The sequence below is a fragment of the Streptomyces xanthii genome (assembly GCF_014621695.1).
Classification (GTDB): Bacteria; Actinomycetota; Actinomycetes; order Streptomycetales; family Streptomycetaceae; genus Streptomyces; species Streptomyces xanthii.
This window is the reverse complement of sequence record NZ_CP061281.1, coordinates 3,287,292-3,309,321: the sequence shown is the minus strand read 5'-3', so window position 1 is coordinate 3,309,321 and position 22,030 is coordinate 3,287,292. Positions and strand designations below refer to the sequence as shown.

19 protein-coding genes and 2 pseudogenes are annotated in these 22,030 nt (G+C 73.5%); 14 read left to right on the top strand and 7 right to left on the bottom strand.

The genetic code is table 11. The features are described from left to right. Positions 1–9: 9 nt before the first annotated feature. Complete coding sequence (locus IAG42_RS14875; protein WP_188337476.1) at positions 10–1,353, bottom strand: 3-oxoacyl-ACP reductase; 1,344 nt, start codon at positions 1,351–1,353, stop codon at positions 10–12. 88 nt (positions 1,354–1,441) lie between these two features. On the opposite strand from IAG42_RS14875, the gene IAG42_RS14870 reads away from it, so the two are divergent. Further along, entirely contained in the window at positions 1,442–2,773 is a 1,332-nt protein-coding gene (locus tag IAG42_RS14870) for an acetyl-CoA C-acetyltransferase (RefSeq protein WP_188337475.1), read from the top strand. Positions 2,774–2,798: 25 nt separating this feature from the next. On the opposite strand, the gene IAG42_RS14865 is transcribed toward IAG42_RS14870, so the two are convergent. Then, the gene (locus tag IAG42_RS14865) at positions 2,799–3,638 is read right to left on the bottom strand and encodes a helix-turn-helix domain-containing protein (protein ID WP_188337474.1); all 840 of its coding nucleotides are present in this window, start codon (positions 3,636–3,638) and stop codon (positions 2,799–2,801) included. Positions 3,639–3,857: 219 nt separating this feature from the next. On the opposite strand from IAG42_RS14865, the gene IAG42_RS14860 reads away from it, so the two are divergent. Continuing rightward, positions 3,858–5,276 carry an MFS transporter gene (locus IAG42_RS14860; protein WP_223206008.1) on the top strand — a complete coding sequence of 473 codons (1,419 nt, stop codon included), beginning with the start codon at positions 3,858–3,860 and terminating at the stop codon, positions 5,274–5,276. 629 nt (positions 5,277–5,905) lie between these two features. Here IAG42_RS14860 and IAG42_RS14855 read toward each other — a convergent pair. Continuing rightward, positions 5,906–6,246, bottom strand: a pseudogene (locus IAG42_RS14855) (helix-turn-helix transcriptional regulator); the annotation flags it as partial. 136 nt (positions 6,247–6,382) lie between these two features. On the opposite strand from IAG42_RS14855, the gene IAG42_RS14850 reads away from it, so the two are divergent. Next, complete coding sequence (locus IAG42_RS14850; RefSeq protein WP_188337473.1) at positions 6,383–7,609, top strand: MFS transporter; 1,227 nt, start codon at positions 6,383–6,385, stop codon at positions 7,607–7,609. Here the strand turns inward: IAG42_RS14850 and IAG42_RS14845 are convergent. Then, the gene (locus tag IAG42_RS14845) at positions 7,575–7,889 is read right to left on the bottom strand and encodes an AzlD domain-containing protein (RefSeq protein ID WP_188337472.1); all 315 of its coding nucleotides are present in this window, start codon (positions 7,887–7,889) and stop codon (positions 7,575–7,577) included. The two genes, IAG42_RS14850 and IAG42_RS14845, sit on opposite strands and share 35 nt — an antisense overlap. Next, a complete protein-coding gene (locus IAG42_RS14840; RefSeq protein WP_188337471.1) occupies positions 7,886–8,641 on the bottom strand; it encodes an AzlC family ABC transporter permease in 756 nt (251 codons plus the stop codon). Before IAG42_RS14840 ends, IAG42_RS14845 begins: the two co-directional genes overlap by 4 nt. Before the next feature lie 99 nt (positions 8,642–8,740). Here IAG42_RS14840 and IAG42_RS14835 point away from each other — a divergent pair, with 99 nt between their 5' ends. Continuing rightward, positions 8,741–9,319 carry a helix-turn-helix domain-containing protein gene (locus tag IAG42_RS14835; RefSeq protein ID WP_188337470.1) on the top strand — a complete coding sequence of 193 codons (579 nt, stop codon included), beginning with the start codon at positions 8,741–8,743 and terminating at the stop codon, positions 9,317–9,319. Positions 9,320–9,440: 121 nt separating this feature from the next. Here the strand turns inward: IAG42_RS14835 and IAG42_RS14830 are convergent, their stop codons facing one another. Continuing rightward, the gene (locus IAG42_RS14830; RefSeq protein WP_003998944.1) at positions 9,441–9,644 is read right to left on the bottom strand and encodes a cold-shock protein; all 204 of its coding nucleotides are present in this window, start codon (positions 9,642–9,644) and stop codon (positions 9,441–9,443) included. Positions 9,645–9,994: 350 nt separating this feature from the next. Here IAG42_RS14830 and IAG42_RS14825 point away from each other — a divergent pair, with 350 nt between their 5' ends. From IAG42_RS14825 to IAG42_RS14785, 10 genes and pseudogenes are all read left to right on the top strand, one after another. After that, on the top strand, positions 9,995–10,891 hold the full coding sequence (locus IAG42_RS14825) for a menaquinone biosynthetic enzyme MqnA/MqnD family protein (protein WP_188337469.1): 897 nt from the start codon (positions 9,995–9,997) through the stop codon (positions 10,889–10,891). A gap of 351 nt (positions 10,892–11,242) precedes the next feature. Next, positions 11,243–12,601 (top strand): NADP-specific glutamate dehydrogenase, encoded by a 1,359-nt coding sequence (gene gdhA, locus IAG42_RS14820; protein WP_188337468.1) that lies wholly within the window; start codon positions 11,243–11,245, stop codon positions 12,599–12,601. A gap of 54 nt (positions 12,602–12,655) precedes the next feature. Continuing rightward, positions 12,656–14,347 carry a serine/threonine-protein kinase gene (locus IAG42_RS14815; RefSeq protein WP_188337467.1) on the top strand — a complete coding sequence of 564 codons (1,692 nt, stop codon included), beginning with the start codon at positions 12,656–12,658 and terminating at the stop codon, positions 14,345–14,347. A gap of 80 nt (positions 14,348–14,427) precedes the next feature. Beyond that, entirely contained in the window at positions 14,428–14,964 is a 537-nt protein-coding gene (locus tag IAG42_RS14810) for a hypothetical protein (protein WP_188337466.1), read from the top strand. Between the two features lies 1 nt (position 14,965). Then, on the top strand, positions 14,966–15,667 hold the full coding sequence (locus IAG42_RS14805) for a prepilin peptidase (protein ID WP_188337465.1): 702 nt from the start codon (positions 14,966–14,968) through the stop codon (positions 15,665–15,667). A gap of 68 nt (positions 15,668–15,735) precedes the next feature. Continuing rightward, positions 15,736–16,941 (top strand): cyclic dehypoxanthinyl futalosine synthase, encoded by a 1,206-nt coding sequence (gene mqnC / locus IAG42_RS14800; protein WP_188337464.1) that lies wholly within the window; start codon positions 15,736–15,738, stop codon positions 16,939–16,941. Between the two features lies 1 nt (position 16,942). Next, on the top strand, positions 16,943–17,539 hold the full coding sequence (locus tag IAG42_RS14795; protein WP_188337463.1) for an imidazolonepropionase-like domain-containing protein: 597 nt from the start codon (positions 16,943–16,945) through the stop codon (positions 17,537–17,539). Between the two features lie 457 nt (positions 17,540–17,996). Then, positions 17,997–18,686 carry a demethylmenaquinone methyltransferase gene (locus IAG42_RS14790; protein WP_188337462.1) on the top strand — a complete coding sequence of 230 codons (690 nt, stop codon included), beginning with the start codon at positions 17,997–17,999 and terminating at the stop codon, positions 18,684–18,686. 125 nt (positions 18,687–18,811) lie between these two features. Continuing rightward, a pseudogene (locus IAG42_RS38565) lies at positions 18,812–18,880 on the top strand (zinc-ribbon domain-containing protein); the annotation flags it as partial. 162 nt (positions 18,881–19,042) lie between these two features. After that, positions 19,043–21,469, top strand: a complete 2,427-nt coding sequence (locus IAG42_RS14785; protein ID WP_223206473.1) for a single stranded DNA-binding domain-containing protein — start codon at positions 19,043–19,045, stop codon at positions 21,467–21,469. Positions 21,470–21,484: 15 nt separating this feature from the next. Here IAG42_RS14785 and IAG42_RS14780 read toward each other — a convergent pair whose 3' ends face one another. After that, complete coding sequence (locus IAG42_RS14780) at positions 21,485–21,988, bottom strand: GNAT family N-acetyltransferase (RefSeq protein WP_188337460.1); 504 nt, start codon at positions 21,986–21,988, stop codon at positions 21,485–21,487. Positions 21,989–22,030: the final 42 nt, after the last annotated feature.

The following is a 22,030-nucleotide window of genomic DNA, read 5'->3' as shown; positions in this document are numbered from 1 at the left end:
CGTGCGGTGTCAGGCGCCGAGGAGGCTCTGGCCGCAGACGCGCACGATCTGGCCGTTGACCGCGCCGGAGGCGGGGGAGGCGAACCAGGCGGTCGTCTCCGCCACGTCGACGGGGAGTCCGCCCTGGCCCAGGGAGTTCATGCGGCGGCCGGCCTCGCGGATGAAGAGGGGGACGGCCGCGGTCATCTTGGTCTCGATGAAGCCGGGGGCGACCGCGTTCAGGGTCACGCCGTGCTCGGCGAGGGCGCGCGGGGCGAGGGAGCGGACGAGGCCGATGATTCCGGCCTTGCTGGCCGCGTAGTTGGTCTGGCCGGTGTTGCCTGCGATGCCGGCGATGGAGGCGGTGGTGACGATGCTGCCGCCGCGCCGGATCGCGCCCGTCTTGAGGAGGGCGTCGGTGGTGGTCAGGACACTGGCCAGGTTGACGTCGAGGACCGAACTCCAGCGTTCGGCGGGCATGTTGGCGAGCCGGCGGTCGCGGGTGATGCCGGCGTTGTGGACGAGCACGTCGAGCCCCTGCTCGGCGGTGAAGGCGGCGATGCGCTCGCCCGCGTCGTCGGCGGTGATGTCGAGCGGCAGGGCGCGCCCGCCGAGCCGTTCGGCGACCCGGTTGAGGTCGGCCTCGGCGGACGGCACGTCGAGAAGGACGACCTGCGCGCCGTCGCGGACGAGGGTCTCGGCGACGGCCTCGCCGATGCCGCGGGCGGCGCCGGTGACCAGGGCCGTCCGGCCGGCCAGCGGGCGGTCCCAGTTCTCGGGGGCGGCTACGGGGTCCTGCGGGGCGCCGATCTCGACGACCTGGCCGCTCACGTAGGCGGAGCGGGGCGAGAGCAGGAAGCGCAGGGTGGATTCGGCGGCCTCGGGCGAGGCGCCGTCCAGGCGGACGAGGTTGACGGTGCGGCCGCGGCCGATCTCCTTGCCGAGGGAGCGGACGAATCCCTCCAGACCCTGCTGGACGGCGGCCTGGTGGTGGTCGTCGGCGGAGGGGCGGGCGCCGAGGACGACGACGCGGCCGCCGGCGGCGAGGGAGCGCACGCAGGGGTGCAGGGCGGCGTGCACCTCGGCGAGGGTGTCGAGGCCGGTGACGGCGGTGGCGTCGACGACGATGGCGGCGGGCCGGTCGGCCGCGCCGCCGGACAGGGAGCCGCGGACGTCGAGGCCGGTGCGGGCGAGGACGGCGGACAGTTCCTCGTGGTGGGCGGAGGTGCCGGCGGTGAAGTGCAGCAACGGGCCGTCGAGCGCCGGGTGTTCGGGGCTCCAGCGGCGCAGCGGGGCGGGCTGGGGCAGGCCGAGGCGCTTGGTCAGGAAGCGGCCGGGGGCCGTGCCGGTGAAGTTCAGATAGCGGTCGGCCATTGTCCAAGCTCCCTGCTCGGTCGTAAATTTACTTCGGAGTAAGGTTACTCAACAGTCAGAACTTGTCGAGAGGTCAGGAGCTGCCGAGATGGTGCGCACGAAGAACGTCCCCGTCCTCGGCGCGGCCCCCCGCCGCGTCGCCGTCGTCGGCGGCAGCCGGATCCCGTTCGCCCGCTCGGACGGCCCGTACGCGACCGCGTCCAACCAGCAGATGCTCACCGCCGCCCTCGACGGACTCGTCGACCGCTTCGACCTGCAAGAGCCGGGCGCGGTGGGGGAGTTCGTGGCCGGCGCCGTCCTCAAGCACGCCCGGGACTTCAACCTCGCACGCGAGACCGTGCTCGGCTCGGGGCTCGACGCGCGCACACCCGCGTACGACATCCAGCAGGCCTGCGGGACCGGGCTCCAGGCCGTGATCGCCGCCGCCAACAAGATCGCGCTCGGCCAGCTCGACAGCGCCGTCGCGGGCGGTTCCGACACCGCCAGCGACGCGCCGCTCGGCGTCAACGACGACCTGCGCACGATCCTGCTGGCCGCGCGCCGCGCCAAGTCCGCGGGCGCCCGCCTCAAGGCCCTCTCGCGGATCCGGCCCGGCCACCTCGTGCCCGACATCCCGCGCAACGCCGAGCCCCGCACCGGACTTTCGATGGGTGAGCACGCCGCCGTCACCGCACGCGAATGGGGCGTCACCCGGGCCGCGCAGGACGAACTCGCCGCCGCCTCGCACCAGCGGCTCGCCGCCGCGTACGAGCGCGGGCTGCTCGACGACCTCGTCGTCCCGTTCCGCGGGCTCGAGCGCGACCAGAACCTGCGGCCCGGGTCCACCGTCGAGAAACTCGCCACGCTGAAGCCCGTGTTCGGGGTGAAGGACCCGTCGCCGACCATGACCGCGGGGAACTCGACGCCGCTGACGGACGGGGCGGCGGTCGTCCTGCTCGCGAGCGAGGAGTGGGCGGCGGCGCGCGGGCTCGAACCGCTGGCCTATCTGACGGCCTACGAGACGGCGGCGGTTGATTTTGTCGGAGACGAATCAAAAAAGCACAGCGTCGGCGGTGACGTCACCGGAGGGGGCGGCGACGGGCTGCTCATGGCTCCCGCGTACGCGGTGCCGCGGATGCTGGAGCGGGCCGGTCTCGGGATCGAGGACTTCGACCTCTTCGAGGTGCACGAGGCGTTCGCGTCCCAGGTGCTGGCGACGCTCGCCGCCTGGGAGAAGGCGGGGCTCGGGCCCGTCGACCGGGACCGGCTGAACGTGGCCGGCTCCTCCCTGGCCACGGGACACCCCTTCGCGGCGACCGGTGCGCGGATCGTGGCGACACTGGCCAAGCTGCTGGCGGACCGGGGCGGTTCGGGGCGCGGCCTGATCTCGATCTGCGCGGCGGGCGGCCAGGGGGTCACGGCGATCCTGGAGCGGGCCTGACCCGGCCCGCCGGGCCCCGCGCTCCTTACGGGACGTCCAGCTTCAGCACCGCCGCTTCCGCCGGGCTCCCCGCAGGGGCCTGGTAGACGACCAGGCGCTGGCCGCCCGTGCGGGAGAGCTGCATGATCTCGTAGGTCAGGGTCAGGTCGCCGACCTGGGGGTGGGCGAAGTGCTTCGTGCCGCCGCCGCGCTCCAGGACCTCGTACCGGTTCCACATCTCCGCGAACTCCGGTGACTTCAGGAGGAGTTCGCCGACGAGGTTGGTCAGGCGCGGATCGTCCGGGTCCGCGCCGCCCACCGCCCGCAGGTGCGCCACCGACAGGGCGACCGTCTCCTCCCAGGGCACGTACAGGGTCCGTCCCGCGGGGTGCAGGAAGACGTACCGGGTCACGTTGCGCTGCTCGGCGGGCCAGTCCCACAGGCCGGGCAGGAGGCGCCGGCCGCCCGGGTTCGCGGCGAGAACGTAGTTGAAGCGGCTGACGACGTACGCGGGCATCGGCCGCAACGCCTCCAGCATCTGGTGCACCGATTCGCGGACGGTGTCGTCCGTCGTGGGCCGCGGTTCGGTGAACCGCCCCGAGGCCAGTTCGGCCAGCTCGTGCAGGCGGACGTGCGCGTCCCCGCACAGCCGCAGCGCGCGGGCGATCGCGTCGATGACCGCGCTGGACGGATTCGTCTCACGGCCGCGCTCCAGGCGCGTGTAGTAGTCGACGCTGACGCCGGCGAGCGTCGCCAGTTCCTCGCGGCGCAGGCCCGGGGTGCGGCGCAGACCCGTGCCGGCGGGCAGGCCCACGTCGGCCGGGGTGACCAGGGCGCGGCGGGCGCGCAGGTACGTGCCGAGTTCGGTGCCGGAGTGTTCAGCCATACGTCCATTGTCCCCGGCGGCGATCTTCGGTGGGGGGCTGTGTCAGGGCCAGGAACGCGGCACCCCGGTGGAACGCGGCCTGCCACCCGTGCGCGGACGGCCCCAGAGTGGAGTGCGTTGCGGGTGGCCGGCGGGCCGGGCCCAGGGAGTGCACGGCACAGGTCCGCGTCCCGGGCCCGCCGCCCACCCGCACTTCGACGCCCGTTCCAGGAGGACCGCGTGACCACTCTCATCCGAACCGAGGCCCCGGCGGCCACGGCTGTGGCGGACACCCGCCGTGGCGGCGGCGCGGCTCTGCTCGCCGCGCTGCTCGGCTTCGCCGTCATCACCATCGACGTGTCGGCCGTGAACATCGCGCTGCCCGGCATCCAGGAGTCCCTGCACACCGGGATGACGGGACTGCAGTGGGTCGCGGACGCGTACACGCTGATGTTCGCCGGGCTGATGCTGTCGGCCGGCGCGCTCGGCGACCGGACCGGGGCGCGCCGCGCCTACGCCTGGGGCACCGCGCTGTTCACCGTCGCCTCCCTGGCCTGCGCCCTCGCCCCCGGGCTCGGGGCGCTCGTCGCGGCGCGGGTCGTGCAGGGCGGGGCGGCCGCCGTCCTGATGCCGGCGTCGCTGGCGCTGATCCGGCAGGCGTACGAGGAGCCGGTGCGAAGGGCGCGGGCGGTGGCGCTGTGGACGGTCGGCGGTTCGGTGTCCATGGCCGCCGGGCCCGTCCTGGGCGGCGTGCTGACCGAACACGTCGGCTGGCGCGCGGTGTTCTTCCTCAACCTGCCGGTCGGCGCGGCGATCCTGGCACTGCTCACGAAGGTCGCGCGCTCGCCGCGGCGGGCCGCTCCGCTGGACCTGCCCGGGCAGATCACCGCCGTGCTCGCGCTCGCGGGGCTGACGTTCGCCGTGATCGAGGGCGGGCACGGCGGCTGGTCCTCGGCGCCGGTGCTCGGGGCGCTCGCGCTCGCCGTGGTGAGCGGCGCCGGGTTCTACGTCGCCGAGCGGCGGCAGCGGGCCCCGATGGTGCCGCTCGGGATGCTGCGGCAGCGGACGGTCTCGGTGTCGCTGGTGGTCGGCTTCGCCCTCAACCTCGGGTTCTACGGGGTCGTGTTCCTGCTGGGCCTGTACCTCCAGCAGCTGCGCGGGATGTCCGCGACGGCGGCGGGCCTGATGTTCGTCCCGATGGCGGTGATCATCACGGCCACGAACCTCGTGTCGCCGCGGGCCGCCGAGCGGATGGGTCGGCGCCGGGTCGTCGTGACCGGCACGCTGGTGCTGGCCCTGGCCATGTTCGCGCTGCTGCCGCTGGCGGAGGGGACGCCGCTGTGGCTGGTGCTCCTGTTGCTCGTGCCGACGGGGATGGGCGGGGCGTTCGCCGTCCCGGCGGTGACGGCGATGCTGATGGACTCTGTCCCGGGCGAGCGGGTCGGAACGGCTTCCGGAATGCTGAACGCGCTGCGGCAGACGGGCGGGGCCCTGTCGGTGGCTCTGTTCGGGGCGCTGGTCGCCGAGGGTTCGGCCGGGTTCTCGGTCGGTGGCATGCGGGTGGGCTTGGTGGTGGCGGGGGTGGTGCTCTGCGCTACCGCGGGGGTGGCCGGAGTCCTGCTGCCCCGGGGGCGACAGCGGGCCACCGCGGGTTCCTGATCCTTCACCGGGGTGCGCCTTTTGGTACGGGTGGGCGGCGCCCGGCCTGGGGCGGCGCCTCAGTGCGGGGCGCGCGTTCCGGGTCAGCGGTTCAGCCCTGGGCCTCTGTGCATCCTGACTTCAGCCCTGGGCCCCTGTGCATCCTGACTCGGCATCAGTGCCTTTCGCCTGGCCCGCCGCCTTCTCCCACCCGCCCGCCCCCTCCGGGGGCGTCGGCCCGGCGCCCGGCTTGGGGCGGCGCCTCAGTGCGGGGCACGCGGCGTTCCGGGTCAGCGGTTCAGCCCTGGGCTCCTGTGCATCCTGACTCGGCATCAGTGGCTCTCGCCTGGCCCGCTGCCTTCTCCCACCCGCCCGCCCCCTCCGGGGGCGTCGGCCCGGCGCCCGGCCTCGGGCAGCACCTCAGTGCGCGATGCGGTGGGCCTGTGCCTGGGCTACGGCGCCGCCGTAGGGGCCGAGCGTCGTCACCGACTGCGTCGCCGTCGTGGTTGCTCGCGCAGTTCCCCGCGCCCCTGACGGCACACTTCGTGCGCCGCTCAGGGCGGTTGGAGTTGCGCCCGCGCGGCGGAGCCGGGGTTGCTGATCGGGTGCAGCCCCGAGCCCCCAGCCCCGTACCCCGGGGCACCAGGGTGTCACCGGCGTGGGGCTGAGTGGGCGTAGCGGGACGGGGGTGTGCCCACGAGGCGTTTGAAGTGGCGGGTCAGGTGGGGCTGGTCGTGGAGGCCCGTGGCGGGGGCCACCTCTGACGGGGGGACGCCGTCGAGGAGGAGGCGGCGGGCGCGGTCCACGCGCCGTGCCGTCAGGTACTGGTGCGGAGCGATCCCGTACGCGGCGCTGAAGGAACGGACCAGATGGGCGGAATGGGCGCGCGCAACAGGGTCGCCGTTTCAGCCAGTTCGACCCCCGGTACGAGCCGCGCGTCCAGCAACTCCCGCAGGGACGCGGCGAGTCGGCGGTCAGAGCCAGGCGCGGGCGGAGCCGTTCTCGCAGGCGCTCGGAAGGGGGCGCGGATGCACCCGTGAGGCGCACGACGGCGGCACCGATTGGCCCAGTTGTCCGAGGCAGAGGTTGCCTATGGGGGCTGGGCCATTTCTTCGTAGCGTGGGGGCATGTCGAAGCGCTCCCCGGTACGGGGTCTCGCCGCCGCCCAGTTGGCCAACTCGCTCGGGGACGGGGCCTATTACGTCACCTCCGCCCTCTACTTCACCGGTGTCGTCGGACTGTCGCCCACCCGGATCGGGCTCGCCCTGACCGTGGCGTGGGCGATCGGCGCCGTGGCCGGGGTGCCGCTGGGCGCGCTCGCCGACCGGCGCGGCCCGCGCGGGGTGTCCGTGGGGCTCGCGCTCGCCACGGCGGCGGCTGTGCTGTCCTTCCTGGTGATCCGCTCGTACCCGGCGTTCCTGCTGGCCGCCGTCGCGTACGCGGTCGCGCAGTGCGGGCTCGCCGCGGCGCGGCAGGCGCTGCTCGCGGGGCTGGTCGGGCCCGGCGAGCGGACGGCGGTGCTGGCCCGGCTGCAGTCGGTCCTCAACGCGGGCCTCGCGGTGGGGGCGGGGATCGGTGGGCTCGCCCTGCAGCACGACACGACCGGCGGCTATCTGGCGGTGTTCGCGTTCGACGGCGCCGGGTTCGTGATCTGCGCGGCGCTGCTCGCGGGGCTGCCGAAGGCCGCGCCGGTCGCGGTGCCCGAGGTGCGGGAGGCCCGGTTCGCGGTGATGCGGGACCGCCCCTACGCCGTCGTGACGCTGCTCAACGCCGTGCTGCTGCTGAGGATGCCGCTGCTCTCGCTGGCCGTTCCGCTGTGGATCGTGTCCCGCACGGACGCGCCCGGCTGGCTGGTCTCTGCGCTGTTCGTGCTCAACACCCTGGGCGTGACGGCGTTCCAGGTGCGGGCCGCGCGCGGGATCGACGGGGCCGGGGCGGCGACGCGCGGGCTGCGCCGGGCCGGGGCGATGCTCGCCCTGTCGTGCGTGGTGTTCGCGGTCTCGGCGCAGGACCGGCTCGGGGTGTGGGGCGCGAGCGCCGTGCTCGTGCTGGCCTCGGTGTTCCTGCTGGTCGGCGAGATGGGACAGTCGGCCGGCTCCTGGCAGCTGGCGTTCAGCCTGGCGCCCGCGCACCAAGTCGGCCAGTACCAGGGCTTCTTCGGCACCGGCGTCCCGCTCGCCCGTACGGTCGGGCCTCTCGTCCTGACCGCGCTCCTGGTGACGTGGGGCGTGCCGGGCTGGCTGCTGCTCGGCGCCGTGTTCCTGGCGGCGGGCGCGGCGTTCGGCCCGGCGACCCGCTGGGCTCGGCGCACGCGCGGCCTCACGGAAGCCCGGCCAGCCGCAGCAGCGCGGTGACCGCCGCCGCGCCCACGACCACCAGCGCGAACGGCGCCCGCCGCCACGCGAGCACACCCCCGGCCAGCACCCCGGCGGGACGCGCCCACCCGGCGAACTCGTGGCCCGCCATGAGCGCCCCCGTCGCCAGCAGCGCGACGAGCAGCACGGTCGCGGCGGTCGTCAGCAACTCCTGGACCCGGGCGGGCAGTTCCACGCGGCCGTGCAGCGCGGGGCCGGCCAGGCGGAAGGCGTAGGTGCCGGCCGCGAGGGCCAGCACGGCGACGAGCTGCGGGTTCATGCGGGCCTCCGGGCGAGCAGCAGGCCGGTGAGGGCGAGGAGCACGGGCACTCCGGCGGGCAGGAACGGTGTGGCGAGGACCGCGACGGCGCCCCCGGCCGCGGCGGCCCGCCGCACGCCCCGACTGTCCCGCAGCGCGGGCAGGACCAGGGCGAGCAGCACGGCGGGGAACGCCGCGTCGAGCCCGAAGCGGTCCGTGTCGCCGAGCGCCGACCCGGCGAGCGCACCCGCGAGGACGCTCACGTTCCAGGCCGCGAACAGGCCCAGCCCCGATATCCAGAAGGCGCGGCGGCGGGCCGCCGGATCGGTGCGGGCCAGCACGAACGCGGCGGTCTCGTCGGTGACCAGGTGCGCGCCGACCAGCCGCGCGGGCCAGGACCGGCCGAGCGCGTCGGCGACGGCCAGACTGAAGGCGGCGGTACGGGTGTTGAGCAGCAGCCCCGTCGCGGCGGCGGCCACCGGACCGCCCCCGGCGGCGAACACCCCGACGGCACTGAACTGCGCCGAGCCCGCGAACACCAGCAGCGACATCAGCACCGGCAGCCACACCGGAAGCCCGCTCGCGACCGCGACCGCCCCGAACGACAGCCCCACGACGCCGTCGGCCAGACAGACCAGGGCGACATCGCGGAGCAGGCGAGGGTCGGTGGCGAGGGCGGGGGTCTTGGCGGGGTCCGGGTCGGGGTCGGAGCAGGTCTTCCGATCCCTGGGTGTTCGGCCTGCCGGGCCGAGTGTTCGCTGTGCCGTACGCATACCGGTAGCGTGACCCCGGGCGGCCGCGTTCGTCAAGTCGAACGAACGGTCCGCCGCAGCGAACGCAGGGGGTGTTCGTTGCCGTAGAGTGAGGCCGCCATGACCGACACCGACGCGCACCCGCCCAAGAGCCCGCTGCCCCTCGACCGCATCGCCGCCGCCCTGCGCCGGGAACGCACCCGTACCGGGATCTCGCTGAGCGAGCTGGCCAAGCGGGCCGGGATCGCCAAGTCGACCCTGTCCCAGCTGGAGTCCGCGGCCGGCAAGCCCACGCTGGAGACGCTGTGGGCCCTGGCCGTCGCCCTCGACGTGCCGCCGAGCCTGCTCCTGGACCCGCCCCGCCCGACCGTCCAGGTCGTCCGGGCCGGCCAGGGCGTCACCGTCCCCTCCGAGCACGCGGACTACGCGGCGACCCTGCTCTCCGCCTGCCCGCCCGGCGCCCGCCGCGACCTGTACTGGCTGCACGTCGAGCCCGGCGCGGCCCGCGACTCCGACCCGCACAACCCGGGCACGGTCGAGCACCTCGTCGTCGCCACCGGTCGTGTCCTGGCCGGACCGCAGGACGACCCCGTCGAACTGGGCCCCGGCGACTGCATCACGTACCCCGGCGACCTCCCGCACACCTGCCGGGCCCTGGAGCCGGGCACCACGTGCGTACTGCTGATGCAGTTCACCTGAAACTGAACCCGGGGAACCGCCGGAAAACAGGCAGGAGCCCCGCTGCCTTGCGGCGCGGGGCTCCTTGGGTACTGCGCTAGGTTCCGGATCAGATCACGGCACCTGCCATGTGATCAGAAGATCAGACGGGGGTGACGTTCTCCGCCTGCGGGCCCTTGGGGCCCTGCGTGACGTCGAAGCTCACGGCCTGGTTCTCCTCGAGGGAGCGGAAGCCGCTTGCGTTGATCGCGGAGTAGTGGACGAAGACGTCCGGGCCGCCGCCTTCCTGGGCGATGAAGCCAAAGCCCTTTTCAGCGTTGAACCACTTCACGGTTCCGGTAGCCATAAGCCCTCCTATGGGCCAAAGGGTCGCCCTGCTCCAGAACCTGCAAATGCGCTTGCGAACAACTGCAAAAGTCTGAAAACGACGAGAGCCCGCGGTTACATGCTCCGCAGGCTCTGTACTGCAAGGGAAACCAAACTGCAACTTGCGGCGAGCCTAGCACGCGGGCAGCCGAAAGCAATAGAGGGCAAGATCACGTCACCCGCAGGTTTGACGGAGTCCCGGAAGGGGATTGACCGGTGCCGTTCAAGACTGCCGGGCGCGGGGCCTGGCCGCTCACTCGGGGCCGAGGTCGCTCGTGTCGGCGACGCCCCGGATCCTGCACCGTACCGCACTGGGTCTAGCCTCGCGATGTGGACAATTCTCCCGAGACTCAGCATGAGACCCAGCACGAGAACCTCGCGGCCGCGCGGCGCACCCGTCCGCGCGTCGGCCACATCCAGTTCTTGAACTGCATGCCCCTGTACTGGGGCCTCGCCCGCACGGGCTCCCTGCTCGACTTCGAGCTGACGAAGGACACCCCCGAGAAGCTCAGCGAGCGGCTGGTCGACGGGCGGCTCGACATCGGGCCCATCACCCTGGTCGAGTTCCTCAAGGCCGCGGACGACCTCGTCGCCTTCCCCGACCTGGCGGTCGGCTGCGACGGCCCCGTCATGTCCTGCGTCATCGTGTCGCAGGTGCCGCTCGACGAGTTGGACGGCCGGCGTGTCGCGCTCGGCTCCACCTCCCGCACCTCCGTGCGGCTCGCGCAGCTGCTGCTCGAGGAGAAGATCGGGGTCCGGCCCGAGTACTACACCTGCCCGCCCGACCTCGGCCTGATGATGCAGGACGCGGAGGCGGCCGTGCTCATCGGCGACGCCGCGCTGCGCGCCAACCTGCACGACGCGCCGCGGCTCGGCCTCCAGGTCCACGACCTCGGCGCGATGTGGAAGGAGTGGACGGGGCTGCCGTTCGTCTTCGCCGTGTGGGCCGCGCGCAAGGAGTACGTGGCACGGGAGCCGGAGATCACCCGGCAGGTGCACGAGGCGTTCCTGTCCTCGCGGGACCTGTCGCTGGTGGAGGTCGCCAAGGTCGCCGAGCAGGCGGCGCGCTGGGAGGTCTTCGGGGAGGCCGTTCTGGAGGAGTACTTCACGACGCTCGACTTCCGGTTCGGGGCGGCTCAGCTGGAAGGCGTCACGGAGTTCGCGCGCCGGGTCGGACCGACCACGGGATTTCCCGCGGACGTGAAGGTGGAACTGCTTCCGCGGTGAATCCGCCCTTTCCCGCTTCCCTCCGCGCGGAGGTCCGCACCGGGGCCCGTACAGGAACCCCGGACAGCGGATCATCGGGTGAATCCGCACCGTTCCGGACGGGAATTCGTGAACGTTTCTTCCGATTTCCCGGACCTCGGATGAAATCCAGATGAACGCACTCCGGGCCCGGAACGCGGTCTCACATCGTGAGCGATCCCGGCCCGGGGCTCTGGTCAGGCGTTTACATGCGCGTAACACTTAGCCCGTCCCGTGTGCGGCAACGGCGCCGTAGCACCCGTCAGTGGACCGGACCCGAGCGCGCCGCACCCGTGCGGATCCGGTGACACAGCCGTGCCAGAAAGGCCCTCTGTGACGACTCGCTCCGAGACCCAGTCCCTCCTCGACGACCTTCTCGCGGAGATCGAACACCGCAATCCCGCCCAGCCCGAGTTCCACCAGGCCGCCCACGAGGTCCTGGAGACGCTCGCGCCGGTGCTCGCGGCCCGCCCCGAGTACGGGCAGGCCGGACTCGTGGAGCGGCTCGTCGAGCCCGAGCGCCAGGTCATGTTCCGGGTGCCGTGGCAGGACGACAAGGGCCGCGTGCACGTCAACCGCGGCTTCCGCGTCGAGTTCAACAGCGCGCTCGGCCCGTACAAGGGCGGTCTGCGCTTCCACCCCTCGGTGAACCTGGGCGTCATCAAGTTCCTGGGCTTCGAGCAGATCTTCAAGAACGCGCTGACCGGGCTCGGCATCGGCGGCGGCAAGGGCGGCAGCGACTTCGACCCGCACGGGCGCAGCGACGCCGAGGTCATGCGGTTCTGCCAGTCCTTCATGACGGAGCTGTACCGGCACATCGGCGAGCACACGGACGTGCCGGCCGGTGACATCGGCGTCGGCGGCCGCGAGATCGGCTACCTGTTCGGCCAGTACCGGCGCATCACCAACCGCTGGGAGGCCGGCGTCCTCACCGGCAAGGGCCAGGGCTGGGGCGGCTCGCTGATCCGTCCGGAGGCGACCGGCTACGGCAACGTGCTGTTCGCGGCGGCCATGCTGCGCGAGCGAGGCGAGGACCTTGAGGGGCAGACCGCGGTCGTGTCCGGCTCCGGCAACGTCGCAATCTACACGATCGAGAAGCTGGCCGCGCTCGGCGCCAACGCGATCACCTGCTCCGACTCGTCCGGCTACGTCGTCGACGAGAAGGGCATCGACCTGGAGCTGCTCAAGCAGATCAAGGAGGTCGAGCGGGGCCGCGTCGACACGTACGCGGAGCGCCGGGGCGCCTCGGCGCGCTTCGTGCCCAAGGGGCGGGTCTGGGAGGTGCCGGCCGACATCGCGCTGCCGTCCGCCACCCAGAACGAGCTGGACGAGAACGACGCGGCGGCCCTGATCCGCAACGGCGTGAAGGCCGTCTCCGAGGGCGCCAACATGCCGACCACGCCCGAGGCCGTCCACCTGCTCCAGCGGGCCGGCGTCGCGTTCGGCCCCGGCAAGGCGGCCAACGCGGGCGGTGTCGCGGTCAGCGCCCTGGAGATGGCGCAGAACCACGCCCGTACGTCGTGGACGGCCGAGCGCGTCGAGGACGAGCTCGCGGGCATCATGAACGACATCCACGCCACCTGCCACGAGACCGCCGAGTGCTACGGCGCCCCCGGCGACTACGTGACCGGCGCGAACATCGCCGGGTTCGAGCGGGTGGCCGACGCGATGCTGGCCCAGGGCGTCATCTGATCCCCTGACGGCCTAGGCTCGCCTGGAGCGCGCTGACTGACGGGGGAGGTCACCATGCAGCCGCTGGAGGCGGACGAACCGACGACCGTGGGGCCCTACCGGCTGCTCGGCCGGCTCGGGCACGGCGGCATGGGCCGCGTGTATCTGGGCCGCAGCGCCGGCGGCCGCACGGTCGCCGTGAAGGTGGTGCACCCGCACTTCGCGCTCGACGACGAGTTCCGGGCGCGGTTCCGCCGCGAGGTGGACGCCGCGCGCCGGGTCGGCGGGACGTGGACGGCGCCGGTGCTCGACGCGGACCCGGAGGCCCGGGTCCCGTGGGTGGCGACGGGCTACGTCGCCGGGCCCTCGCTCGCACAGGCCGCGGGGGAGGGGCGCGCGCTGCCCGCGCATTCCGTACGGGTCCTCGGCGCGGGCCTCGCCGAGGCGCTCACCGCGGTGCACGGGCTGGGGCTCGTGCACCGCGACGTGAAGCCGTCGAACGTGCTCCTGACCGTCGACGGCCCGCGCCTGATCGACTTCGGGATCGCGCGGGCCACCGACGGCACCGCCTCCCTCACCTCCACCGGCGTCTCCATCGGCTCGCCCGGCTACATGGCGCCCGAGCAGATCCTCGGCAAGGGCGTCACGGGCGCCGCCGACGTGTTCTCGCTCGGTGCGGTCCTCGTGTACGCGGCGACGGGCCGGTCCCCGTTCCTCGGCGACTCCTCGGCCGCGCTCCTCTACAAGGTCGTCCACGAGGAGCCGGAACTGGACGCCCTGAGCGGCGACTTGAAGGAGGTCGCGGCGGCCTGCCTGTCCAAGGAGGCGGCCGGCCGGCCCACCCCCGAGGAGGTCGCGCGCGTACTCGCCCCGGAGGGGGCGGCCCGGCTCGTCGCGGCCGGCTGGCTGCCCGGCGCGCTCGTCGAGCAGGTGTCGCGCAGCGCCGTACAGCTCCTGGACCTGGACACGGCCGTCCCGGCGGGACCGGCCGAGCCGGCGTCCGGGCCCGTGGGCTTCAGCAGCCCGTCGGTCACCGGCGGATCGCAGGCGGCCCCGCGGCCCGGGGTCTTCGGCCCGCCGGACCCCTCGTACGCGGCGTTGCCGCAGCCCAGGGAGGACGCCGAGGCCGGGGACCAGGAGCAGGGGAAGGGGACGGCGGACGCCAAGCCGGGACGGCTCTCGGTCTCCGTGTCCGCGACCTCCGCCCCGACGAGCGCCGACGGCCGCGGCCGCAAGGTGAGTTGCTCGGTGGCGCTGGCGGTGGCCGGGGCCATGGCCGCCGTCACCGTCGGCGGCATCGTGTTCCTGAACACCCGGCCCGAGACGGGCGGCGGCGCCGACGCGGGCGCCGAGCCGCCCCCCGCCGCGACCGCCGCCCCCTCGAAGGCGCCGACCCCCAAGGGTGTGGTGCCGCCCTTCTACGTCGGCACGTGGGAGGGCAAGGCCACCGCGACCACCGCGCTGGGCGACGTCCAGTTCGACACGTACCGGGTGCGGATCAAGCAGGCCGCCGTCGGCAAGCGGCTCGGCACGGTGACCTCCACCGACCCGCTCGGCGTCACCTGCGTCGACGTCCTCACCCTCAAGTCGGCCTCCGCCACGGAGCTGATCGCCTCCGGCGCCGCGTCCCCCGACAACGGCGGCACCTGCGCCAAGGGCCCCCACACCGTGCACCTCGAGCGCGTCGGCAAGACCGTCAAGTACAGCTCCCAGTATCCGCAGGCCGGAAACCCGAAGGCCGATCTGAGCCGAGTGGAGCAGCCCTGAAGCGCAACAGCCTCAAGTGGGCCCTCCTGCTGCCGGGCGCCGCCGCGGGCGCCGGGTTCCTGAGCCAGTACCCGTACGGGATGCTCTACGTCGGCGCGCTCCTCGTGTGCGCCGTGCTCGCCGCCGCCGCGATCCTGCTCGGCGGCGTCTGGCACCGGGCGGGCGCCGCCGTACTGGTCTGCGGGGCACTCCTCGTGCTGCCGCTGTTCGCCGGGTCCGCGCTCTACGAGATGTACGTGAAGACGGCGGGGGAGCGGGTGCCCGCGGTCGTGCTCGACACGGGCGAGAAGCGGGGCGTGAAGCGGACGACCACGCTGTCCGTGTGCCGGGTCGTGGACGCCTCCGGGAAGATCACGGACCTGTCCGAACAGCAGAACTGCCACGGCCAGTTCGCCCCGCGCGAGCACGTCGTCCTCCACGAGGACCCGGCCGGACTCCTCGACCCGTGGGTCGAGCCCGCCACCGGCGCCGGCACCGTCGACGGCCTGAACCTCGGCATCGCCGCCGCCCTCTTCGCCGCGGCCGGGCTCGGCACCTACTCCGCGGGCGTGCGCCGCCGGGGCGAGAAGGCGGCCCGGCCCGTCGGGCGGTACCGCGCGGGCGAGACGGTCGTCTGACGTGCCGGACCAGCTTCTCGTCCTGATCGCCGCCGCGTGGGGCGCCGCCGCCGGAGCGCTGCTGCCGCGCCCCGCGTACCGCCTGTCCGTCGAACCCGAGGACCCCTGGCGGTCCGCCCGGCCCGACGGGCGGCCCCTGCGCGGCTGGCTCGGCCCCCGGCCCGGGCCCCGCCCGCTCCTGCTCGCCGCGCTCACCGCCGCCGTCTGCGCCCTGCTCGCCGCCGCCACCGGCACCCGGCCCGAACTGGCCGCCTGGCTGCTGCTCGCGCCGCCCGCCGTGCTGCTCGCCACCGTCGACTTCGCCGTGCACCGGCTGCCCGACGTGCTCACCTACCCGCTCGCCGCCCTCGCCCTGCTCACGCTCGGCGGGGCCGCCGTCCTGCCCGAGTCCGGCGGGTCCTGGACCGGCGCGCTCCTCGGCGCCCTCGCGCTCGGCGGCGGCTACCTGCTGCTCCTGCTGGCCTACCCCAAGGGCATGGGCTTCGGCGACGTGAAGCTCGCGCTCGGGCTCGGCGCGGCGCTCGGCTGGTACGGCTGGGGCGTGCTGTTCCTCGGCGCGTTCGCCGGAGTCCTGTTCAACTCGCTGTACGCGCTCGTCCTCGTCGTCGCCCGGCGCGCGGGCCGCAAGACCGAGATCCCCTTCGGCCCCTTCATGATCCTGGGCGCCTACACGGGGGTTCTGCTGGGCGCCCTGGCCGCCTGACGTACGCTGAGTTTTCAGCTCAGCCGCGGTGCGCACGTGCCGCGAACACTCCGAAAGGGGCCCGCCCGGTGACCGAGAAGGCCGCGCTTCAGTCCGTCCTCGACCGCGCCGCCGACGGTGGGCGCATCACCCCCGAGGAGGCCGTCGCCCTGTACCGCGACGCGCCGCTGCACGCGCTCGGCTCCGCCGCCGACGCGATCCGCCGCCGCAAGTACGCGGGCATCGAGCACATCGCCACGTACATCATCGAGCGGAACATCAACTACACGAACGTCTGCGTGACGGCGTGCAAGTTCTGCGCCTTCTACGCGGCCCCCAAGGACACCAAGAAGGGCTGGACCCGCGACCTCGACGACATCCTGCGCCGCTGCGCGGAGACCGTCGAGCTGGGCGGCACCCAGATCATGTTCCAGGGCGGCCACCACCCGGACTACGGCGTCGAGTACTACGAGCACCACTTCTCGGCGATCAAGAAGGCCTTCCCGCAGCTCGTGATCCACTCGCTGGGCGCGTCCGAGATCGAGCACATGGCCCGCATCTCCAAGGTGTCGGTCGAGGAGGCCATCCAGCGCATCCACACCGCGGGTCTCGACTCGTTCGCGGGTGCCGGCGCCGAGCTCCTCCCGGAGCGCCCGCGCAAGGCCATCGCCCCGCTCAAGGAGTCCGGCGAGCGCTGGCTGGAGATCATGGAGGCGGCCCACAAGCTGGGCGTCGAGTCCACCTCCACGATGCTCATGGGCACCGGCGAGACCAACGCCGAGCGCATCGAGCACCTGCGCATGATCCGCGACGTGCAGGACCGGACGGGCGGCTTCCGGGCCTTCATCCCGTACACGTACCAGCCCGAGAACAACCACCTCAAGGGCCGCACGCAGGCCACGCTCTTCGAGTACCTGCGCATGATCGCGATCGCCCGGATCTTCCTGGACAACGTCCAGCACATCCAGGGCTCCTGGCTGACCACCGGCAAGGAGGTCGGCCAGCTGTCCCTGCACTACGGCGCCGACGACCTCGGCTCGATCATGCTGGAGGAGAACGTCGTCTCCTCGGCCGGTGCCAAGCACCGCTCGAACCGCATGGAGATCATCGAGCTCATCCGCAAGGCCGGCCGCGTCCCCGCGCAGCGCGCCACCACGTACGAGCACCTCGTCGTGCACGACGACCCGGCCAACGACCCGGTCGACGACCGCGTCTCCTCGCACATCTCCTCCATCGCGATCGAGGGCGGCACGGCGCACCCCGAGCTGAAGCTCGTCTCCTCCGACCAGGGCTGACGTGCGCACCCTGCACACCTGCGCCGCCGACGGGTCCGCCGTCCTCGTCGACGGCGAGCGCATCGCCGCGCTCGGCTCCGCCGGCGAACTGGTCGCGGCGCATCCCGGGGTACGGGTGCGGGAGTGGCCCGGCATCCTCACATCCGGGCTGCTCAACCCGTACGGTCCCGAGATCCTCGAAGGCACCTACCACCCCGATCCCCGTGAGGCCGACACGTACGGGACGGCTCCGATCGGGGGCGAGCGGGCCCGCGCGATCTTCCGGGCCGATCCGTCGCGGGTCGGAGCGAGTGCGCGGCGCGGTGTCCAGCGACTGTTCGCCCACGGCACGGTCGCGATCGCCGGTGAGCTCAGGTCCCGGCCCGTCCTGGAGGTGGCCCAGCGCTCCGGCCTGGCCTTCGGGGCCCGCCCCGACCGCCTCCCCGGCCCGGTCTCCCTCTCCCCGCGCCCGATGGTCCTGCTCCCCGCCCTCGCGGTGGGCGGCCCGGCCCGCTTCGCGATCTTCGACGTCCCGTCCCGCGAGGAACTGGTGGCCCAGGGGGCCGGGACGTGTGTGGCGACGGTGGTGGCGGGCCGGTTGGTGTACCGGGGCCGTTGAGCCGGTCCTTTCATCTGGGGAAGGCGCGGCGAAGCCGCATGCCTTCCACGGGCGCGGGGAACTGCGCGACCAGCCCCCACCGGCCCGCAGACGGAGTCAACGCGTGGTGATCACGGCGCAGTCCCGCGCCCCGTCACGGAACTCGACAGAGAACCGGCCCGGTTCCGACGGACTGGGCCTGGGCGACGGGCTGGGGCACGTCTCAGGGAGCTGAATCGGCGTCGGCGACGGCGGAGCCGACCGCTCGGGCCCTGCCCCGTCCGTCGGGGCGACCCCACCCCCGAGCACCTGAGTCGCCCCGAACCCGCCGACGACCAGCACCCCCCACGCCCACACGAGAATCCGCCCCCGCACCGCCAAGCTCCCCACCCCTGAGTCAGATCCGCCCGGACGGGCCCAGCATCCCAGACGGGTCCCGGTCCGCCGGAGGTGAAGGGCGTGCTGCCACAATGCAGGGGTGACCCGTGCATCCTTGGACAAGCAGCCCCACGAAGTCGCCTCCATGTTCGACGACGTGGCGGAGAAGTACGACCTCACCAACGACGTGCTGTCCCTGGGACAGGCGCGGCTGTGGCGCAAGGAGGTCGCGAAGGCCGTCGACGCCCGCCCCGCGCAGAAGGTGCTCGATCTCGCGGCCGGCACGGCCACGTCCTCGCAGCCGTTCGTGCGGGCCGGCGCGTACGTCGTGCCCTGCGACTTCTCGCTCGGCATGCTGCGGGTCGGCAAGAAGCGGCACCCCTGGATGCCGTTCACGGCCGGCGACGGCACGAAGCTGCCGTTCAAGGACGACACATTCGACGCGGTGACGATCTCCTTCGGGCTGCGCAACATCCAGGACACCGACCAGGCGCTGCGCGAGCTGTACCGGGTCACCAAGCCCGGCGGCCGCGTCGTCATCTGCGAGTTCAGCCACCCGACCTGGGCCCCGTTCCGCACGGTCTACACCGAGTACCTGATGCGCGCCCTGCCGCCCGTCGCCCGCGCCGTGTCCTCGAACCCGGACGCGTACGTCTACCTCGCCGAGTCGATCCGCGCCTGGCCGACCCAGCCCGAGCTCGCCGACCGCCTCAAGGGCGCCGGCTGGCAGAAGGTGGCCTGGCGCAACCTCACCGGCGGCGTCGTGGCCCTGCACCGCGGCATCAAGTAAGTCACGGCTCCCGTATTGCAGTTGACGGGAACCGGCCGACGGGAAAGATGAGTCCGTTGATTAGATGGTGACGACCGGTGACGGGGCGTCACCCGATCGTCCCCGGATCATCACGGAGCATCCCGATGGCGTCGCACTGCCCGCACTGTGGAGCCGAGGCTCCCGAAGAAGCCCGATTCTGCATGAGATGCGGGCGGGAACGGTCCGCGGGCGGGGGCCCGGAGAGCTCCGCCCCACCGCCGCCCCCACCCGCAGCACCCGCAGCACCCGCGGCACCTGTCACACCCCCGCCGAACGTCCCGCCGCCCGCCTACGCACCGGCGGCCCCCGCCCAGCCCTCCGCCTTCGGAGCCTTCATGGGCCGGGCCCTGCGCGGCGACTGGGCCGGCGCGGTGCAGGCCGCGCTGTGGCCGGTGGGCCTCGTCCTGTTCGCCGCCGTCGCCCTCGGCATCCCCTCGTACGGGCAGGACCCCGGCGACGTCGTGGTCGGCTTCGGCGACCGCATGCGGCTCGCCCTCGCCGTGCTGCTCCAGGGCGTCGGCGGCGGCCTCGAACTCTCCGCGGGCGGCTCCGGCGGCGGCGTCCCCGCGTACGACGGCAGCGACTACGGCAGCGGCGACTACGGCCCGAGCGGCTCCGGTTCCGCCGCGATCTCGGTCGTCCCGCTCCTGGTGACCGTCCTGTGGATCGTCGCGCTCGTCATCGGCACGCGCATGCTCCGCTCCCGCCTGTACGCGCGGGTCGTGCCCGGCGCCCCGGACGGCGCCACCAGCGGCCTGGAGGCCGCCGTGCGGGTCGCGATCGCGACGACGCTCGGGACGCTCGTCCTCGCCCTGTTCGCGCAGCCGGACATCGCCGAGGTGTCCGTGTCCTCCGCGCCGTTCCTGACGGTCGTGTGGACGCTGCTGCTCTCCCTGGTCGTCGCGGGCGGCGTCCTGCATGCCGACGACCTCAAAATGGGGGTCCCCCCTGCTCGAGCGGAGCCGAGAGCTTGGGGGAGGGTCGCCGCCGCGCGGCCGGGCGTGCGGATGACCGTGGGCGCCGTCGGCACGGCCGTGCGCGCCATGGGCCTCGTCCTCGTCGTCGCGCTCCTCCTCGGCTGGATCGGGCTCGCGATCTTCGGCGAGGGCGGCGGCTCCCCGTCGGACCTCGGCGACGAGGAGTTCGGCGGCTCCGATGCCGCCGGGGTGGGCACCTTCCTGATGCTGCTGCCCAACTTCGCGCTCGCCGTGCTCGGCCTGTGCTGGGGCGGGTCCCTGGAGGTCGAGGCGCGCGGCACCTCCGGCTTCGGAGGCGGCTACGAGAAGGAGTCGTTCGGCCTGTCCCGGCTCGGCGACGAACTCGGCTCCGGGTCCGTCGTGTACGCGCTCGGCGTGGGCCTCGTCTGCGCCCTGATCGTCGGCGTCGTCGCGGCCCGGCGCTCCGCCGACCGGCGCGAGCAGCTCCTGTCCGCCGGTGTCTTCTTCGGCCTGCTCCTGCTGCTCGCCGGGATCGGTGGCCTGGGCGCCGAGTTCCGCGGCGACATCGAGCTTCTGGGCACCGGGGCCGGGCAGTTCGACCTGGGGCTCGACGTGCCCGAGGTGCTGCTGTTCGGGCTGCTGTGGGTCGGCGGCGCCGCGCTCGTGGGCCCGCACGTGGCCCGCGCCCTGGGCCTCACCCCGTCCCCGACGCCCCCGGCGCCGGGCCCGTACTGGCCCCCGATGCCCCCGGCGCAGGGGCCCGGCCCCATGCCGCCGGCCCCGGCCGCGTCCCCGATGCCCGCCCCGCCCGCGATCCCTGAGCAGGCCCCGCAGTCTCCGCAGGCCCCGCAGGATCCGCCGGCGCAACCGCCCGTGCCGCTCCAGAAGTCCCCGGAGGACGCTCCGGCCCCGCAGCAGCCGGACCAGCCCGGGCAGGCCGAACAGGTCCAGGCACCCCAGCAGACCCCGCACACCCCGTTCCCGGCCCCCGCACCCGCGCCGCAGGCCCCGTACGACCCCCACACCATCGGCCTCGTCTCCACCCCGCCCCACGACGGAACCCAGCCCCGGCCGCCCCGCAACAACCGCCGCCGCGCCTGGATCTGGGTGGCCACGCTCGCCGGGGCGCTCGTGATCGGCGGCGGCTCCGCGGCCGGTGTCGTGCTGCTCCACGACGACGGGGGCGGCGCGAAGAAGGGTGACGGCAAGGGCGCGAGCGCACAGGGAGCACCCTCTGCCCAGCAGTCGCAGGAGTCACAGGAGTCGCCGGACGCACAGCAGTCCGCCGACGCCTCCGCCGTGACGCCCTCGGACACGGCCGCCGCCACGGCCACCGCCACCGGCGAACCGACCGACCTGCCGACCGCTCCCGCCGGCTACCACCAGGTCTACGACGAACTGGGCTTCTCGTTCGCCGTCCCCGAGGTCTGGGACCGTCAGGGCGTCAAGAACGGCAGCCAGGTCACGTACGCGGGCAGCACCGGCATGTCGGGCTACCTGGTCGGCGTCATCCCGGACGCCGGTTACACCTCGTACGACAACATGCTGCTGATGGAGAAGCGCCTCGAGGCGGACAAGAACAAGAAGAACTACCAGCGTCTCGAGCTGGAGCGGAACACCTTCCAGGGGCGTGCGGGGGCCCGTTGGGAGTACACCTACGAGGACGCCTCCGGGACCACGGTCCACGGCATCGACCAGGCGTACGTGGCCGCCGGCGGCACCGAGTACGCGATCCTGCTCACCGCCCCGGAGCCGGAGTGGACCTCGGCACAGGAGATGTACCGGATCGCGCTCGACTCCTGGCGGCTCACGGACACGGACTGAGCGACAGGAGTCCGGCTACAGCTCCAGGCGGAAGCAGTGCCCGCGGCGCCCGGTCGGCGTCACGAACGTCTCGGCGAGGTCCATGCCGAGCCGCTTCGTGACCGCTATGGACCGGGCGTTGCGCGCGTCGACCATCGCGACGACGCTCGGTACCCCGGCCGCCCGCACCCGCTCCAGCGTGGCGAGCGCCGCGGAGGTCGCGTAGCCGCGCCCCCAGTGGGCACGCCCGAGCCGCCAGCCGATCTCGATCTGCCCGGCCGGACCCCAGGCGTGCGGCCACGGCTGGGCGCCCGTGAAGCCGACGACCTCGCCCGCGCCGTCCGTCATCGTCCACAGGCAGAAGCCGTGCTCGGCGTCGTGCATCCGCTGGCGCGCCGTCAGCTCCTCGTACACGGACAGCTCGGCGGAGGCGCCCCCGTGGAACTCCATCACGTCGGGGTCGTCGAACACCCGGTGCCAGGCGAAGGCGTCCTCGTGGGTGGGGACCCGCAGATCCACGGCGGGCAGAACTCGAGTCATGGGCTGACCCTTCGGTCGGTGAGCGGTGCCGCCAAATAGACT